General features: G+C 35.3%; 17 protein-coding genes. 5 read left to right on the forward strand and 12 right to left on the reverse strand.

The genetic code is table 11. The features are described 5' to 3' along the window. The first annotated feature begins 1 nt into the window (after nucleotide 1). The 3 genes from map (at nucleotide 2) to CQA66_RS04630 (ending at nucleotide 1,362) form a co-directional block, all read left to right on the forward strand. The gene (map, locus tag CQA66_RS04620) at nucleotides 2–760 is read left to right on the forward strand and encodes a type I methionyl aminopeptidase (RefSeq protein ID WP_104763576.1); all 759 of its coding nucleotides are present in this window, start codon (nucleotides 2–4) and stop codon (nucleotides 758–760) included. Between the two features lies 1 nt (nucleotide 761). Next, entirely contained in the window at nucleotides 762–986 is a 225-nt protein-coding gene (gene infA / locus CQA66_RS04625; protein WP_104763577.1) for a translation initiation factor IF-1, read from the forward strand. A gap of 97 nt (nucleotides 987–1,083) precedes the next feature. Next, on the forward strand, nucleotides 1,084–1,362 hold the full coding sequence (locus CQA66_RS04630; protein WP_104763597.1) for an EscU/YscU/HrcU family type III secretion system export apparatus switch protein: 279 nt from the start codon (nucleotides 1,084–1,086) through the stop codon (nucleotides 1,360–1,362). Between the two features lie 257 nt (nucleotides 1,363–1,619). On the opposite strand, the gene CQA66_RS04635 is transcribed toward CQA66_RS04630, so the two are convergent. Together CQA66_RS04635 and CQA66_RS04640 are read right to left on the reverse strand one after the other, a co-directional pair. Beyond that, nucleotides 1,620–2,711 carry an NAD(P)-dependent alcohol dehydrogenase gene (locus CQA66_RS04635; RefSeq protein ID WP_104763578.1) on the reverse strand — a complete coding sequence of 364 codons (1,092 nt, stop codon included), beginning with the start codon at nucleotides 2,709–2,711 and terminating at the stop codon, nucleotides 1,620–1,622. Nucleotides 2,712–2,776: 65 nt separating this feature from the next. Next, nucleotides 2,777–4,093 carry a BspA family leucine-rich repeat surface protein gene (locus tag CQA66_RS04640; RefSeq protein ID WP_104763579.1) on the reverse strand — a complete coding sequence of 439 codons (1,317 nt, stop codon included), beginning with the start codon at nucleotides 4,091–4,093 and terminating at the stop codon, nucleotides 2,777–2,779. A gap of 81 nt (nucleotides 4,094–4,174) precedes the next feature. Here CQA66_RS04640 and galU point away from each other — a divergent pair, with 81 nt between their 5' ends. Next, complete coding sequence (gene galU / locus CQA66_RS04645; RefSeq protein ID WP_104763580.1) at nucleotides 4,175–4,999, forward strand: UTP--glucose-1-phosphate uridylyltransferase GalU; 825 nt, start codon at nucleotides 4,175–4,177, stop codon at nucleotides 4,997–4,999. A gap of 30 nt (nucleotides 5,000–5,029) precedes the next feature. On the opposite strand, the gene lon is transcribed toward galU, so the two are convergent. Then, nucleotides 5,030–7,684: an endopeptidase La gene (gene lon, locus CQA66_RS04650; RefSeq protein WP_104763581.1), complete on the reverse strand. Its 2,655-nt coding sequence runs from the start codon at nucleotides 7,682–7,684 to the stop codon at nucleotides 5,030–5,032. Nucleotides 7,685–7,726: 42 nt separating this feature from the next. Next, nucleotides 7,727–8,419 (reverse strand): outer membrane protein assembly factor BamD, encoded by a 693-nt coding sequence (locus tag CQA66_RS04655; protein WP_104763598.1) that lies wholly within the window; start codon nucleotides 8,417–8,419, stop codon nucleotides 7,727–7,729. 209 nt (nucleotides 8,420–8,628) lie between these two features. Here CQA66_RS04655 and fliW point away from each other — a divergent pair, with 209 nt between their 5' ends. Next, complete coding sequence (gene fliW, locus CQA66_RS04660; protein WP_104763582.1) at nucleotides 8,629–9,042, forward strand: flagellar assembly protein FliW; 414 nt, start codon at nucleotides 8,629–8,631, stop codon at nucleotides 9,040–9,042. A gap of 40 nt (nucleotides 9,043–9,082) precedes the next feature. Here fliW and CQA66_RS04665 read toward each other — a convergent pair whose 3' ends face one another. The 8 genes from CQA66_RS04665 to CQA66_RS04700 form a co-directional block, all read right to left on the reverse strand. Beyond that, the gene (locus tag CQA66_RS04665) at nucleotides 9,083–9,739 is read right to left on the reverse strand and encodes a hypothetical protein (protein ID WP_233707784.1); all 657 of its coding nucleotides are present in this window, start codon (nucleotides 9,737–9,739) and stop codon (nucleotides 9,083–9,085) included. A gap of 190 nt (nucleotides 9,740–9,929) precedes the next feature. Further along, nucleotides 9,930–10,769 carry a hypothetical protein gene (locus CQA66_RS04670; RefSeq protein WP_104763583.1) on the reverse strand — a complete coding sequence of 280 codons (840 nt, stop codon included), beginning with the start codon at nucleotides 10,767–10,769 and terminating at the stop codon, nucleotides 9,930–9,932. Nucleotides 10,770–10,779: 10 nt separating this feature from the next. Next, complete coding sequence (locus CQA66_RS04675; protein WP_104763584.1) at nucleotides 10,780–11,688, reverse strand: hypothetical protein; 909 nt, start codon at nucleotides 11,686–11,688, stop codon at nucleotides 10,780–10,782. Between the two features lie 286 nt (nucleotides 11,689–11,974). Next, a complete protein-coding gene (gene groL, locus CQA66_RS04680; protein ID WP_104763585.1) occupies nucleotides 11,975–13,612 on the reverse strand; it encodes a chaperonin GroEL in 1,638 nt (545 codons plus the stop codon). A gap of 40 nt (nucleotides 13,613–13,652) precedes the next feature. Then, nucleotides 13,653–13,922, reverse strand: coding sequence for a co-chaperone GroES (gene groES, locus CQA66_RS04685; RefSeq protein ID WP_104763586.1), 270 nt, complete (start codon nucleotides 13,920–13,922; stop codon nucleotides 13,653–13,655). Nucleotides 13,923–14,062: 140 nt separating this feature from the next. Beyond that, nucleotides 14,063–15,142, reverse strand: a complete 1,080-nt coding sequence (locus CQA66_RS04690) for an MraY family glycosyltransferase (RefSeq protein ID WP_104763587.1) — start codon at nucleotides 15,140–15,142, stop codon at nucleotides 14,063–14,065. 98 nt (nucleotides 15,143–15,240) lie between these two features. After that, the gene (locus tag CQA66_RS04695) at nucleotides 15,241–16,023 is read right to left on the reverse strand and encodes a hypothetical protein (protein ID WP_104763588.1); all 783 of its coding nucleotides are present in this window, start codon (nucleotides 16,021–16,023) and stop codon (nucleotides 15,241–15,243) included. 242 nt (nucleotides 16,024–16,265) lie between these two features. Then, nucleotides 16,266–17,454: flagellin (locus CQA66_RS04700; protein ID WP_115582551.1), on the reverse strand; the 1,189-nt coding region annotated here is incomplete at its 5' end.

Genomic DNA, 17,454 nt, shown 5'->3' on the forward strand with positions numbered 1-17,454 from the left:
CATGGGTATTGCAATTAAAAATAAAGACCAATTGCATACTATTGAAGAGGCAAGCCGTATCGTAGCTGTTGCTCTTGATTATGCGACAACAATTGTTTCTGAAGGTATAAGTCTTTTAGAGATTGATAAGGCAGTTGAAAACAAGATTATTTCGTTGGGTGCTATCCCAAGCTTTAAGGGATTATATGGATTTCCTAATGCAACTTGTATTTCAGTTAATGAAGTTATAATTCATGGCATTCCCACTAATTATTATTTGAAAAGTGGAGATATTGTAGGTATTGACATTGGTACAAAATATAAGGGTTATTATGGTGATGGAGCAGTTACTGTTGGTGTAGGGGTTGTTCACGAGCAAGATAAGAGATTAATGGAATGTTCTTTACAAACCCTGATAAATACTATCGATTCTATAAAAGCTGGTATGAGATTTAAAGAAATTAGTGCAATATTACAGGAGAATATTGAAAGTAGGGGGTTTGTTCCTTTGTTTGGCTTTTGTGGGCACGGTATAGGTACTAGTCCCCATGAAGAACCTAGTATTCCTAATTATTTAGAAAGTGGTGTGAAAATTGGTGGTCCTAAGGTAAAAGAGGGTATGGTTTTTTGCTTAGAACCTATGGTATGTCAGAAGAGTGGAGAGCCAGTTATATTAAACGATAAATGGTCAGTTGTGAGTAAAGATGGGTTAAATACTTCTCACCATGAGCACACAATTGCAATAATTGATGGTAGAGCAAGAATTCTTACGGAGTTATGAAATGGCAAAAGACGATGTAATTAAGGTAGATGGCAAAGTGGTTGAAGCGTTACCTAGCACAACCTTTAGAGTAGAGTTGCAAAATGGACATATTGTACTCTGCCATATTTCAGGAAAGATGCGCATGCACAACATTAAGATATTGCCCGGCGATAATGTACAAATTGAGCTTACTCCCTACAGTCTTGATAAAGGTCGTATCGTACTGCGTTATCCTCGTGATTAGCATTATTAACAAGATATTTGAGTGTGGATTACGTATTATTCATTTTAGAGGATAGCTTTTCTTGTTTTGATTTACTAAGATGTAGATGGATTTTATTATGCGTAAAAAGGCAGCAGCATTAGCTTATGAAGAGTTAAAGGATTATGCTCCAAGAATTGTAGCCAGTGGACAGGGTAGAATAGCAGAGGCAATTATTGCAAAAGCGGAAGAGTTTAACGTACCTTTGTTTTGCAATGCAGAGCTAGTTGATTCGTTGGTTAAGATGGATATAAATAGCAATGTACCACCTGAATTATACCAAGCGGTTGTTGATATTTTTATATGGCTACAAAATACCGAAAATGATTCAACTATAAGTACAGGAAAGCAACATTAGGATAATGAAATCTTGTAATATGTCTAAATTCCAATAATTTATATGCAATGCACAATAAAAATAAGTTCGAGAATATAATAACATAACAACGTTGAGCAAAAAGAATAAGATAAATTGTCTATGTGAATTAGATTCAAGAATATTAACAGCAATTGTATTAATGAAAGAGCTTACAGTATGCTCAAAAATACAAATGCAAGCAACTGTGTATCTAAATGTGTTTTAGTGTTCCCATGAAAATAAGAGTTTGTAAAAATTTAGCACTGCAATGTACTCATATCAATTACATACCGGAATCTAGCTTTCCCATTTGTAAGGTTGTTGTATGCCTTATCAATATCTTTTATGCTAATTATTTCTATTTCTGGGTAAATTTTGTGTTGCAATGAAAAATCAAGCATCTTTTGAGTTTCTTTCATACCACCGATAAGAGAACCATAGACTTTCTTTCCTCCTTGAAATATAAGTTGAGTAACATCAACTTTAATTGCGTTTTCTACGGGTGGTAATCCCACAATTGCTAATTCACCGCCGAATTTTAATAATTCAATATACGCATTCACATTGTAATTTGTTGGGATTGTAGAAATGATAAAATCAAACTGACTTTCTACATTCTTTGTATTTGTGTAAAATGCTTTTGCTCCAAGTCGCAATGCTTCATCTTTCTTTATCTCATTTCTCGCAAAAATACTTACTTGAGCACCCATTTGTAAGGCGTATTTTAATGCCATGACGCCTAATCCACCAAAGCCAGCCACGGCGATGTTGTCGCCTTTTTTGACATTACTAAATTTAAGTGGAGAGTAAGTTGTAATACCCGCGCATAATAAAGGAGCAACTTTTTCTAACGGCGCATCTATTGGCACATTTACTGCAAACCTTTCATTAACTACAATACTATTGGAATAACCGCCATAAGTCGGGTTGTTCTGATGAAAACAATCAAGACAATCGTAAGTGAAGACAACTTTACCGTTTTCACAGAATTGTTCTTGGGATTGTTTGCAAGCCCTACATACTCCACAGCTATTTACCATACATCCTACTCCAGCATTATCCCCAATTTTAAATTTAGAAACATTATGTCCTACAGCAACAACTCTTCCTGCAATTTCATGCCCTGGTACCATAGGGTAAATACCCTCTTTCCATTCACTTCGGACACTATGTATGTCGCTATGACAGATTCCAACAAATAATATCTCAATTAAAATATCAGTATCTCCTAGTGCATGCCTTTTAAATCTAAAAGGTTTAAACGTGTCGTCTTTATGTGCAACTGCATAGCCTAAACAGTCAATTTCCGTAGCATTTTGTGCTTGCAATAGATTGCTCTCTAGTAACATATTATTCCTTGCGTAGGTAAAATCGTTAATCTCTAAAGTCTTGCGGGCAGTATACCAAATGAGTTTTATTTGTTTGTAAACCAACTAGGCAAATCCAACATGCCAGAATCTTTAAAAGCATCTTTCATGCTTTTAACATTCACAGGAGTCCAATATTGTAGATTCTGGTTAAAGCTACGTGCCCCGGCAAACATGAGATCCATATAGCGTACTTCACTTATGCGCCAAAAACGTAAGGGTTGGTTAAATGCACTTGCATTGTTAAACATCTCGCTAGCATTCCAAACATTCACAGTATTCCAATTATCAAGCGGCTGATTGAAATTTTTTGCATCTTTAAACATAGCTTTCATATTTTGTACACGACTAACATTCCAGTTGTTGAGCGGTTGGTTAAAGCTACGTGCCCCGGCGAACATTTCGCCCATGTCATTTACTTTAGAAATATTCCAGCTGTTGAGCGGCTGATTGAAATTTTTTGCATCTTTAAACATAGCTTTCATATTTTGTACACGACTAACATTCCAAGTTATAAGTGGTTGATTAAAACGACGCGCACCTTCAAACATACTGTGCATATCTTTTACAAGTCCTACGTTCCATTTACGCAATGTCTTATCAAAATATATTGCATTTTTGAACATACTACTCATATCGATTACGCTGCTGACATCCCACTCGTTAAGTGCTTGATTAAACTCTTGTGCGTCCAAAAACATTGCCCGCATGCTCTCTACGTTGCTCGTATTCCAATTATCAAGCGGCTGATTAAAAGCAATTGCTCCAGCAAACATTTCATTCATATATTTCACGCGACTAACATCCCAGTTATTCAGTGTTTGATTGAATCTTATAGCGTCTCTAAACATACTCTGCATGCTTTCTACGTTGCTCGTATTCCAATTATCAAGCGGCTGATTAAAAGCAATTGCTCCAGCAAACATGAAATCCATATTATTGACGTTGGATACATCCCATGAATTGAGTGAAACATTAAAATACTTTGCCTTATCAAACATGCCGTACATGTTTTTCACGCGACTAACATTCCAATTTTCTATGCCATTAAAATCATGTCTTGCAGAGTTTTTAAAAAGTCCACTCATATCTGTAATAAGACTTGTGTCAACATCTTTAAGCGAAACATCAAGTTGTTCTACAATCTGTTTAAGTTCAAGTTTTGTGCGAGGCTTGTAGGTTTTAGTAATGCTTGTATTGGCATTATATTCCAGCGAATAAAGCTCTATGGCATTTTGCGTTTGTAATTGTGAATCTTGATAGGCTTCTTGTTTGATAGAGGTGGTTATTTCTTTTGAGGATGTACAACCATGATAAGTAATTGCACAGTATATTGCTAGCAGCATGATTACGATCGAGCGCATATAATTTCCTTGTAGGGATTATAACACAATTCCATTCATGTCCGTAATTTGTTGTATAATTTGCTTAGGTAAGGAGATACGATGATAGAAACATGTTTATTCCCAGCTGCAGGTTACGGTACAAGATTTTTACCTGCGACAAAGGCAATGCCAAAAGAAATGCTACCCATTCTTACTAAGCCACTCATACAATACGGTATTGAAGAGGCACTTGATTCGGGGTGTAGAACTATGGCGATTGTTACAGGTAGGGGCAAGAGGAGCATTGAAGACCATTTTGATATAAGCTATGAATTAGAACACCAAATAAAAAACACTTCAAAAGAAAGTCTTTTGACAGAAATTCGCAGCATTATGGAAACAGCTACTTTTAGTTATACAAGACAAAAAGAAATGCGTGGATTGGGGCATGCGATTTTGACAGGAGAAACTCTTGTAGGCAAAAATCCTTTTGCTGTAATTTTGGCTGATGATTTATGTTATAACGATGGCGAGGGTGTTTTGACACAAATGATGAGAGTTTATGAAAAATATCGTTGCTCCATCGTTGCAATTCAAGAAATAGATTCTAATGATGTGCATAAATATGGAATTATTGATGCAGATATATTGGAAGATAGAATCTATAAAGTAAAGTCTATGGTTGAAAAACCAAACAGAGAAGATGCTCCATCGAATCTCGCTATTATTGGTCGGTACATTCTTACACCTGACATTTTTAATATTTTACGTATGACACAACCCGGTATTAATGGAGAATTGCAAATTACCGATGCTCTTTTAGAACAGGCAAAATTAGGTCGGGTTGTCGGTTATAAGTTCAAAGGAACTCGTTATGACTGCGGAAGTCTCGATGGTTTTGTAAAAGCTACAAACGATTTTTATCAAAGGATACAAGACAAATAATAGTTGAATAATTCATTTCGGTATTTTAATTTATTGAAAACTCTTTGATTCGCTTGATTTTGACGGGTTATCAATCAATACATATTTAAAAACTTCATCTATATTTTTTACAGGAATTATTTCAAGATTTTGTTGCACTTCATCTGGAATGTCCTCTAAATCACGTTGATAATTTTTGATTGGAATGAGTGTTTTTTTAATATCTGCTTTATATGCTGCAATCAGTTTTTCTTTCAAACCACCAATAGGCAGTACCTCGCCGCTTAGATTTAGTTCTCCAGTCATTGCAATGTCTTGTTGCGCCTTTTTATCAAAAAGAATGGAAGCAATTGCACATGCCATTGTAATACCGGCACTTGGACCATCCTTGGGCGTTGCTCCCTCTGGAATATGCAGGTGAATGTCTAACTTATCTGTGGGGCTTTGATATTCTTCTAAGTTATTAGGATTCTTGTTGTTTGTTGGGTTTGTAGATTGTATTTTTTTACTTTGAGGAGTGATATGTGAATCCTTTGGGTGAGACAGAGATTGAGAATCTTTAGCGCAAGGAAGTAATTGCTTTTCTTTGTCAAGCCTATTTTTTACAACTGAATAGGCGATATAAGCCGACTCTTTCATAACGTCACCTAATTGCCCTGTAAGTTTTAGATTTCCTTTGCCAATCAAAGATAATGCCTCAATTTTGAGTACATCACCCCCGACTGCCGTCCATGCCAAACCGTTAACAATGCCTAGTCTTGGTTTCCTGTCAGTTTTATCAATCTCAAAGACCGTTTTCTTTAATAATTCTGGCAAATCCTTTGCCCCGACGCTTAAAGATTCTATTTTACCGCTTAGAATTTTTGTAGCGGTTTTGCGCATAATTTGTGCAATCTTACGTCGCAAATTTCGCACACCAGCTTCTCTTGTATAATTATGAATCATTAAGTCAATAGCTTCCTTGGATATTTTTATTTCATTTGATTTTAGTCCATGATTTTTAGTTTCTTGAGGGATAAGATATTTTTTAGCGATTTCGTATTTTTCTTGAGGCGTATAACTACTAATTTCGATAAATTCCATTCGATCTCGAAGTGGCGCAGGTATTAATGCAATATCATTGGCAGTTGCAATAAAAACAACTTGTGATAAATCGATACTAAAATTAGTATAATAATCCCTAAAATTTACATTTTGTTCTGGGTCCAGAATCTCGAGTAACACACTTGTAGGATCGCCACGTATTCCTCTTGCGAGTTTGTCTATTTCATCTAAAACCATTACGGGATTCATTTTTTTTGAATCTATTAAGCCTTGCACAATTCTCCCTGGCATTGATCCAAGGTAAGTTCGTCTATGTCCTCTTAATTCGTTTACGTCTTCTAATCCTCCAAGCGCTATGCGAACAAGCGGCCTGTTGAGTGCTATGGCTATAGAGTTGGCAAGACTTGTCTTACCAACGCCCGGTGGACCATAAAAGCACAATATGGTGCCTTTGTGTTTATCACTCACCATGCGAGATGTTTGTTCCCTATCTTTTGAGTCTTTGTTGTGAGAATCTATTTTTTTTGACACGTTACTAGAAGTTGCTGGGACATCAATCTTTTGTTGGGCGGTTTTAGAGGATTCTTTAGTAGCCTTAGAATCTTTTAAAGAAGCTGCCTCTTCTTTATTCCGCTGTTCTAAAAGTTGCTTGACTGCAAAATATTCTATGATACGTTGTTTTGGCTCTAGGAGAGAATAATGATCGGCATTAAGTTGTTTTTCGACATTTTTGATACTAAGTTTTTTGCTACTTATGCTCGTAAATGGAATTTCCAACATCCATTCAACATAATTTTGCACCATATTGGCATCTGAACTATCAGGATGAGCACGCGCTAATCTGTCAATCTGTTTTTTTACTTCTCTATATGCGTCCTCATGCATACCTACCTTCAGTTCTTCTAATTTTGTATAGTATTGCTCGATTTCTTCATCACGTTGCTTGTCGATACCAAGTTCTTTTTGAATCTGTTTTAATTGTTCTTTTAAGAAAAATTCACGATTAATCTGATCCATTTTTGTATGAACTTTAGATTTTATATCTTTTTGTAATTTTTGTGTTTCAATTTCTTCTAACACCATTTGTGTAGCAAGCATGAGCCTATCTTCAGTGTCATTGCTCGCAAAAAGCATATAACTTTGTTCTTTTTTTAAGCGAAGTGTGGAGGTAACCAAGTCTACTACTTTGTTAGGGTCATCTGTGTTTTCTATGTTGCGTAATAAGTCAGGGGAAATATTTTGACTAAGATGTGCCAACGCATTAACTTTTTCTAAAAATACTGCAAGCAAGGCTTGGACTGTATGCGGCTCGTATTGCTTATAAAAAATAACAGAAACTTTGGCTTCTAGTGGCTCAAAATTGATAATTTCTGTAATTTTTCCCTTTGAAATACCTTGAAAGAGGATTTTTATTCTCCCATCTGGTAAGCTTACTCTACGCATAATTTTACCAATAACGCCGACGTCATAAAATGGCATGTCGTTTTCTTTATGGCTGTTTTTTGCACACACAACAAATACTGTTTCGTCCCTTTCTTCCGCTATTTTTGTTGCAGCGATATTGGACTTATCAGCTATAAAGATGGGCGCAATAGTAAATGGGAAAACAAACATTTCGTCTTCGAGAATAACAGGCAATATGATTGATTGATTGTCTTGCATCTTTGTCCTTATATTTTTATTGGAATTATTAGATGAGATTGGCTACCAATTTAGAAGTAGCATATACCATGGTACTTTTGAAGGTTTTGGATTTGTTGCTATTTGTAAATCAGAATCTATTCTCTCATTATAGATTTGTTCGGCTTCTTTTTTATTATTTTTCGCATAAACACGTGCAATGGCGGTATTGAGTTCATTTTGTCCTAGCGCAAATTTTACTTCCATTTCATAGACAAATGGAAGATAACGGCTATTGGGATATTTTTGTATAAATTCCTGTATTAACGCGATGCTATCGCTCATAAATCGTTGATCTTTTGACGAATTTTTAAAAGCATATAAGTGAGACTTCAAACGTAAATAACTAATATAATCTGCATTGCTAGAATTACCGTATCTTTTAAGATATTCCTTAAAATAAAAATCGGAAAGAATATATTCTTCATTATTTAAATGCGCTTGTCCCAGTGCAAGCATAGATTCTGGAAGAAGCGGGGAATTGAGATGTTCGCTTTGTAACGATGAAAAATAACTATCAGCAGTTTCAAGATTCCCTAAACGGATATTTTTGAAGATTCCTTCGTACCAAAATGTTGCAGGTTGATTATAAATAACTTCTTTATTTTTAGAGCAACCTAAATAAGCGAGAATACAGCAAGTATGCGCAACAAACAAGATGTGCTTTAGAAAGAATGCGAAACGTATTTTATGAGTGACTGTGGTTATGTTTTGCATTGTAAATGTTTGTTGTTTCGGAATGTATTTAACAAATAATGCCAATATAATGCTCCAAGAAAATATTTGTGTATTATATAAAAAATTCATGTTTATATTTTGCATATTTATAAAGTTTTTGGTAAAATATTGTCTTGCTAATTGATTACCTAATAGCACTATTTGATACTTTAGTGTAGTTTTATTTGCTAATTCTTATGGAGAATATTATGGTTTTTGAAGTAAAATCCCCAATTTTAGGTTTTGAGCATGTCGATAAAATGAAGTTAGAGAAATTGGATGATATTTTTTTACGACTTACTAACGCAAATGATGCTACACCTATTTTTACTTTAGTAAATCCGTTCGCTTTGCGAGAATATGAATTTGAAGTTCCCATGGCATTAAAACTATTACTTGATTTGGAAAACAGTAAGAATATTTTAACCGCAAATATTATGGTTATGCAGAATCCTATTGAACGTTCCACGATTAATTTTCTTGCGCCATTAGTCTTTAATTTCGATAATTTATCGATGGCACAAATTGTACTGGATAGCATTAAATATCCTGATTATAGTTTGGCAGAGCCTATTCTCAATTACTATCCACAAGATAAGCAGCCAAAGAATCTTGGGGATTGAACTATGCCTAAATTGTAATATCTCTCAACCTATTTTTTTGTTAGTGGCTGTTTTGGGCAAGCGAGCCGTCATAAATATACTGAACAGGTCGTCTAAATTCCATGCGAGTAATAGTATCATTTAAGAGTGTTGTAAGCACTTGCAAATCGGAATATACCCCACTATTCACAGCCGCACTTCCCGCAACATAAAGAATACGTGTTTTCTTGTAGACGTCATACCAATCAAACGTAACTCTATACGCATCTCGTACGATACGTTCTACACTACGTTGTGTGGCTCCAGCATTACGCGTATCAATACTACATGACGGCACACCGTTAACTACATTGCAAACACCTTTTGCATTAAAGGTATATTGATAGTTGCTTGCTGGGTCAAGCCTCTCTTTTGTTACTTTTACATAGATTACATTGCGGATAAATGAGTTATCAATTTGTCCTGGGAGATAGATATTATTAAACCCCCTTTTTTTGAGTGCTTGCAGTGCTTCCCCTGCATAATACTTTGAAGATAAATCCCAAGGATCAGCAACAATCATTGTTGGGGCATTAGTGTCAAAATCATAGGTAGGTAGAACGGTCGAGTAATATTCTGCTTTCCAATTGGATGATGAACAAGCACTTATAAAGCATGCCGTTGCAGAAAGTGCTAATAGCATTAAAATATAATATATATGTGCTAAAGGCTTTACCATTTATATCCTTTTACTGATTGAATTATTGGGATAAAGCAAAAAAAATTCCTTAGAATCTTTATTTTATTCCTTTTACTAAATAATAATAATTTTAATATTATGCGGAAATTTTTTACGTTCTATAATCATATATGTATGGTTACACAACTTGGGTTAAATACTAATGAACAATAAAGAGAATCTAGTTAGCCTAAAACGACCAAATATATTGCAACATAATAATATGTGTGCTATTTTTTGGCTCATACAAATTTACGTTTTGTCCTACATAATCAATTAGAGCTGCGCTTGGCGAATCCCCAATACTCCAATACTCATAAGCAAGTCGAATCGAAATTGCATTTCCCACGTCGTTTAATCGAGTAAAACCAATATACCCATTAGCACCAAAACCTTCTTTTTGTAAGGTATCTAAGTTTCCGCTAAAATGCACCCTTGTTCCCCTTGAAAGATGATGCCCAAATAAAAACCAATTAAATCCGCCCATGAAATTGAGTGCCCATGATTCAGTAAAAATAATTTCCCCCTCTAATTGCACAGGAATAGACATATAGCCTTGCAGTCGTTCTAATGGGGTTATATCATTGCGATTAAAATAATAATGTATTCCTGATTGCAGATAGAGAGTTAAACTTTTTATCTCAAAAGGTTCTAAGAAGTTGTATCCAAATTTAAGACTTGTATGATAAAAAGAATTTGTTTCGAAAGAAGTTACTGCCTGCCCATTTTTATCGGGATTTGCTGTGTCCAGAATACTTCCTGTATATTTACCCATAGAATAATTTGCATCTACTGCCAAATCTACTTTGAAGCCGTTTGTTATATATCCGAGATTCCCAACGATATTCAATAACGCCGTATCTATACGCATGAGAAACGCATCATTGTTTGCTGTGTTATACTCTGTATAGCGATAGTATCCTGTGCCTATACCCAATGATTTATAGAATCCCTCTAGTTTTACACTATCTCTTCCATAGAGCAAAGTTGTTTGAAACATAGCCAATACAATAGTGAAATATTTTTTCATTTTGCCACCTTTAGAATCCAAATCCAAATTGTAATCCCGTATATAACGTATTGCTATCGGGGTATTGCACGATTGAGGTTTGATTTGCTTGAATGCCATTTGTTTCTGGAGTTGCTTTTGTGGTGAGTGTTTTTGGCTCGGCTTTATTGATGAATTGGTAAGTAACTAAGACATTTGTGAAAAAATAAGCTCTCTTGCTGAATTTGTAGTGTATTCCTAGACCAACTTTAACTCCGTAACCAAAAATATTTTGAGATGTTAATTCTTTTTGTGTTTGAATAATGTTTGCTGTGGATGCGCCTAGTGTTAGTGTTGCGTTAGAAACGCTCAATCTCCCTAAGTATTCTATTGACCATTTCTCTCCAATTGATTTTCTTCTTTCTAGTTCGACAAAAGCATTGACAATATCCATAGAAGTGAGATACGGCACGTAAGTTGCAGCATGCAAAAGAGAGGTGGTTTCTAGTCCGACATTAATGTAACATGTATGTTCCCAATGCCCAAATGCAGAAGCGATATTATATCCCCCTTTGCTTTCAAGCCTGATAACATAAAATAATCCTCCACTGAAACTAAGGTTGCTAAGATTTGTAGCGTTTATAGGATATTCTCCTTTTATATCGTTAGGTCCTGCACCATGACTTATGAGAAAATTTATTTTTGCATAATCTCTCCAAATCCAGCCAAGCTCACCGTTGAGCGACATTGCCACTCCATTAATATTTGTGGTACGTGCTTTGTGCTGTATATAGTCTGCACCTATACCAATACGCGCCGTAAAACCATTTCTTTGCTCTGCGTATAAAAATTTGCAGATTAAAGACAATAAAAGAATATAGAAAGTCCTATATAAGAATCTTTTGTCTCTTGTTTCGACACAATACTGCTTTTTGTAATATGTTATATGTATTTTCTTCACTATTAAGAACCTGCAATATAGAGATGAGATTTATATTCTAGCAAACAAAATACGTTTAGAGATATTTGAAATAAGAAATATTCTATATAAATGTAATTTAAATATCATTAAAGTAGTGAGTTTCACAATATTGCAATAAATGAGATTCTAAGTAATTCTTAAGTAGTAATATGAGAGGGTTTATTCTTAAGATTAATTTTAGTGGAAATTCAAGAGGGGCTTGGGGTTATTCCAACCCCCCTTTAGTTTATTTAAAGAAGATGTTATTTGATGTTGTATGGCTTGCTTACATCATGCCGCCCATACCCCCCATGCCGCCCATATCTGGCATTGCAGGAGCTGGTTTGTCTTCCTTAATATCTGTAATTGCCGCTTCTGTTGTAAGCAATAGACTTGAAATAGAAACGGCGTTTTGTAAAGCTACTCTAGCCACTTTTAGAGGATCAATGATTCCAGCTTGGAACATATCAACATACTTGCCCGTACTAGCATCAAATCCTGTTTTAGAATCGCCCGATTTTGTTACTTCGTTGATGACAACGCCAGAATCATATCCTGCATTGATTGCAATTTGTGCTAAAGGAGCTTTAATAGCTCGGTGGATAATGTCATACCCTATAGCTTCATCTCCCGTTAGAGAATTGGCGCTAATTTTATTTGCCGCATGAATGAGTGCTGCACCACCACCAATAACAATACCTTCTTCAACAGCGGCTTTTGTTGCGGATAACGCATCATCGACTCTATCTTTTTTCTCTTTCATTTCTACTTCACTTGGAGCACCCACTTTAATAACAGCGACACCGCCAGAGAGCTTTGCTAGTCTTTCTTGGAGTTTTTCTTTATCATAATCACTTGTAGTGGATTCAATTTGTGTGCGAATTTGTGCGACTCTTTCGTCTACCGCTTTTTTCTGTCCCTTACCATCCACAATTGTTGTGTTGTCTTTATCGATAACAATACGTGAAGCTTGTCCCAAATGAGATATATCTACATTTTCTAACATGAGTCCGACTTCTTCACTAATAACTTCACCACCTGTAAGGATTGCTATGTCTCTTAACATTTCCTTTCTTCTGTCGCCAAATCCCGGTGCTTTTACTGCTGCTACATTAAGGACACCACGTAATTTATTAACCACTAAGGTAGTGAGAGCTTCTCCCTCTAAATCTTCAGCAATAATAAGCAGAGGTTTGCCGCTTTTCATCGTGGATTCTAGAATCGGTAGAATGTCTTTCATTGAAGTGATTTTTTTATCAGTAATGAGGATATAGGGATTTTCTAGTTCTGTGCTCATTTTATCGGCATTTGTGATAAAGTATGGGCTTAAATATCCTCTATCGAATTGCATTCCTTCAACCACTGTTAATTCATCATTAATTCCCTTTGCCTCCTCAACAGTGATAACACCATCTTTACCTACTTTTTCCATTGCATCAGCAATTAATTTGCCGATGTTTTCATCAGAATTTGCAGAAATGGTAGCCACTTGTGCAATTTCAGATTTACCGCCAACTTTTTTACTACCCTTTTTCAATTCTTCTATGATAAGTGCGCTAGCTTTATCCATCCCTCTTTTTACTGCGATAGGGTTTGCTCCAGCAGTAATATTGCGCAAGCCTTCTTTGAAAATGCTATGTGCTAAAACCGTTGCTGTCGTTGTGCCATCTCCCGCAGCATCAGCAGTTTTGCTTGCGACTTCTTTAACTAGCTGTGCTCCCATGTTGGCAAGAGTGTCTTGCAATTCGATTTCTTTTGCAACACTTACACCGTCTTTTGTAATAGTTGGTGCACCGTAACTTTTTTGAATCAAAACATTTCGACCTTTAGGCCCCATTGTTACTTTTACTGCGTTGCTTAGAGCATTCACACCTTCATAAATTTTGTTTCTTGCCTCATCGCTGAATTTAATATCTTTTGCCATTGTTTTCTCCTAGAATATAGTAATGTTTAATGTAATATGATTATTTAAGGACGCCTAAAATGTCTTCAGATTCCAAAACAATGAAATCTTGATTATCGATTTTTACTTCATTGCCCTTGTATTTACCGAATAGCACTTTATCATTTTTGTTGAGTTCACCTTCTTTTTCAACTTCTTTGCTCAATTCTTTAATAATACCGATGCTTGGTTTTTCTGTTGCGTTATCTGGAATGATTAAACCAGAGCTTGTTTTTTTTTCTTCTTCAACTCTTTCAACTAAAACCCTTTTGCCTAGCGGTTTAAAAGCCATTGTGTATCTCCTTGATAAATAAAAGTTCTAAATTAGCACTTAAAAAATTTAAGTGATAAAATACTATATATTTTTGGTTAATAAGTCAATATATAATATTAATAAAGTAAAGAAACTTTAGTTATATACACTAAATTTTATTAAGTTTTAATATATAAATATTTATTTTTTGTTCTAAAGATTAAAAATGCAATACTATAAAGGATACAAAATATAAAAATATTAGCAATAAGAACGGCCTTCTTGTCATAATACAGCGAAGAAAGAATAGCAAAAAAGCAATAGGTAACTGCGAGGATAGCGGCTGCGCGATTCCCGAATCTAGCGTATAAAAAGAAATGCAAATGATAATTGTTTGGCTCGCAAATATGCAGGAGCAATTCGTAGAGTGAATAATTAGTTATCATTTTCCACCTAGTCCAAATGCTTGTTACTATTTCGCAACAAGGGTAGATAAGAAGGCTTAGGATATAGAGCACGTCTAATCTATAATACTTGATTCCAATAATGACTAATGCTCCAATAATAAATCCCAATAGAAAACTTCCGCTATCGCCTAAAAAAATCTTACCGTAAGGATAATTAAAACACAGAAAGACTATTAAGATTCCAACCATTAGACTGCTTGCAAAGATAAGAAAATTTGCTTCTAGCTTACAAGCAACAAAACACAATGATACAAAGAGTATCAAACAAGTGAAACCAGCATTGCCATTAATTCCGTCGATAATATTGATTGCATGAATATTAGTGAGTATGAATATGCAATAAACTATTATAAGCATATTGCTGGCGGTAGAATTATTTGGAGTTAAAAAACCAAAAGACATAATAAAATAGACTATTCCAACGATTTGTAACATAATCATGAGCAATGTGTTTGCGCTTCTATTCATGTCTTTTATTAACCCGCTTGCAAGAATTATGGCAGATGCTATATAGAGATGTACGCCAGCAAAAATGTCAATAAGCACTGTCTCTTTGTTGTATAACCTAAAAGGACAGGCAATTTCAAGAGCCGCCATAACTATTATAATAAAGGCAATGAATATTCCTATGCCACCAAATCTTGAGGTATTTGTAGAGTGGATTTTGAATGTTTGTGGTTTTGGTTTGTCCTGCATAAATTGCATGGTAAGTGAAAGTACATAGCCAATACCGAGTGTAAAGAGTGCAGATATAGCACCTACAATAATAAAATAATAGGACCAATTAATCATGGCTGATTCTCAACCTTACTTTATTATGAACGTTTATGCGAGGCACTAGCAATATAAGTTATTTGCTATATTGACTTTTGTGTTCTTAGAATCTTCGTTTAGAAATATTTTCTTGTAACTAAAGAGAGAGTATAATATTTAAATTTCAGATTTTCATTATAATCAGCTATGCCATTATTACCTTGAGCATAGTGTATTTTTGTATGTAATGGCATAGTGAAACGCATTACAAATTCCATATCCTCATGTCGATAACTCGCTCCCGCGTTAATGTGGAAAGCCGTATTGATATAATCAACATTTTTTTCTTTTGTTTCTTCTCTGTTAAATATTCCTTCATTTCTTAATATAACGTTATAGTTTCTTCCCCATACACTAATGCCTACACCGCCAATTAACCCTATTGTCCCTATGCGCAATGTAACATCTGCATTTAACGTTGCCGCACCAGCATAATTCCATAGACCTGGTTCTTTGTAGATATAATCTTCATTAATACCTGTTTCTCTAAGTTGTATTGCATTGGGGATTTTTTGATCAATGACGTACAACCACATTAAATTACCATAAAGATCAAATTCAATAATTTTAATAGGGCGCACTTTTATCCCTGCTTCTAGATTAACCCCTCCACCAAATCCATTTAAATTACATGTTGCTTCTGTGCACAAGAGTCGGTTGTCTAGAGCTACGGCAGGGTTACCATTTGGAGTAATAGTTGCTGGATAGTTGGGTATTGTGGTTTGTTGAAGTTCTCCAGGTAAAATTCCTCCAGTAACCCCTCCACCAGCATATACCAAAAAGATTTTACTGCTGACGTCTTTAGCGTATATTAATTGCAGGGAAGTAAAAGTAAGTAAAGTTATGATAAGTTTTTTCATAGCATACCCTCAATTAAATGATTCAAATTCAGTTTATTATACTAAACAACGCGCTACATATTGTTAGAAATTACTATTTTATGAATGTTTTACTTAAGAGTAATGGAATTTTTCATAGAAAAATGTTAAAAATTGTGTTTGATTGTTGGTTCTTGGATTTACCTCTAGAACGAACTAGAGGTAACAAGCAGTAGTTAATCCTTCCAGCAGAAAGGAAACTAGCAAAAGCAGAACAAATCTAATTAGCTAAGAAGCCTCAAAATGTTTTGTTGCACAGCATTTGCTTGTGTTAGCGCATAACTACCAGATTGCGCTAGGATATTCAGCTTATTAAAGTTTGCAGACTCTTGAGCAAAATCTACTTCTCTAATTTGACTTTCAGCAGCTTTAACATTTACTTGTGTTACAGAAATGTTATTAACTGTTGAAATCATTTGTCCTTGCACAGAACCTAAATCAGCTCGGATTCTATCAAGAATCTTTGTAGCAGATTCTGCAATATCCATAACAACCATTGCGCCACGCAAGGTTGTTACACCTGCTCCCAATTCTGCGCCACCACTTGCAACGACTTTATTAAAGTTTGCACCCGCTGCAGATTTAATATCTTTATTGAATGCTCCCATAGTGTCGCGCAAGTTCACCACAGCTTTAGCTACTTGTTTGTTATCAAAGCCTAAAGCTTTGTAGGGTTTTTTCGCATTAGCCGCAGACATAACAATGATATCCCGTGCGTCAAGTCTTGTAAGAGACAATCGTCCATAGTTTTCAGAGCCTTTGCCATCTAGTTTCTGTCCACCATTCATGGATTTCACTGAAACGTCCGCTACTTTACCATCTTGTCCCTTTTGGTTTTTTCCAATAGAGATTTTGATACCTCGACCATCAATGCTTCGTAAGGTTAATCTACCTCTCTCATCTGTAAAAGCCTCAACGCCTGTTTGGTTTGTTGCCGCATTAAATGCCTGCACTAAACGACCATCAGAATCCCCAGCCTTAATATTGATAATATCGCCGAGTGTAATCCCATTGATAATAATATTAGACATAGTTCCAGATTTTATTGCTTCATCAGAAGTTGAAATGACATTAGCCACTGCACGAATGCCTGTTCTGTCTGAAGTTTTATTAATTACTTCAGCTAAAGCACCAATACCTGTTCCAACACTTGTAGAGATTTTTACAGATTGTAGTCTGACATCATTGACGCCGTCTACGTTTTTGAACACAGCATTAACCGTTCCAGAAGCAGTGATGTTACCGCCTGTCATGATTCTCACCTGCCCAATCTTATCACTTGTTGTTGCCCCAATTGAAGCCTTAATAGATTCGTTAGAGTATGCACCAACTTGAAACTCTTTGTTTGTAAAAGAACCAGAGAGTAACTTCTGACCATTGAAAGAAGTAGTATTACCAATCATATCAAGACCT

It is taken from the genome of Helicobacter aurati, assembly GCF_003364265.1.
Lineage (GTDB): Bacteria > Campylobacterota > Campylobacteria > Campylobacterales > Helicobacteraceae > Helicobacter_A > Helicobacter_A aurati.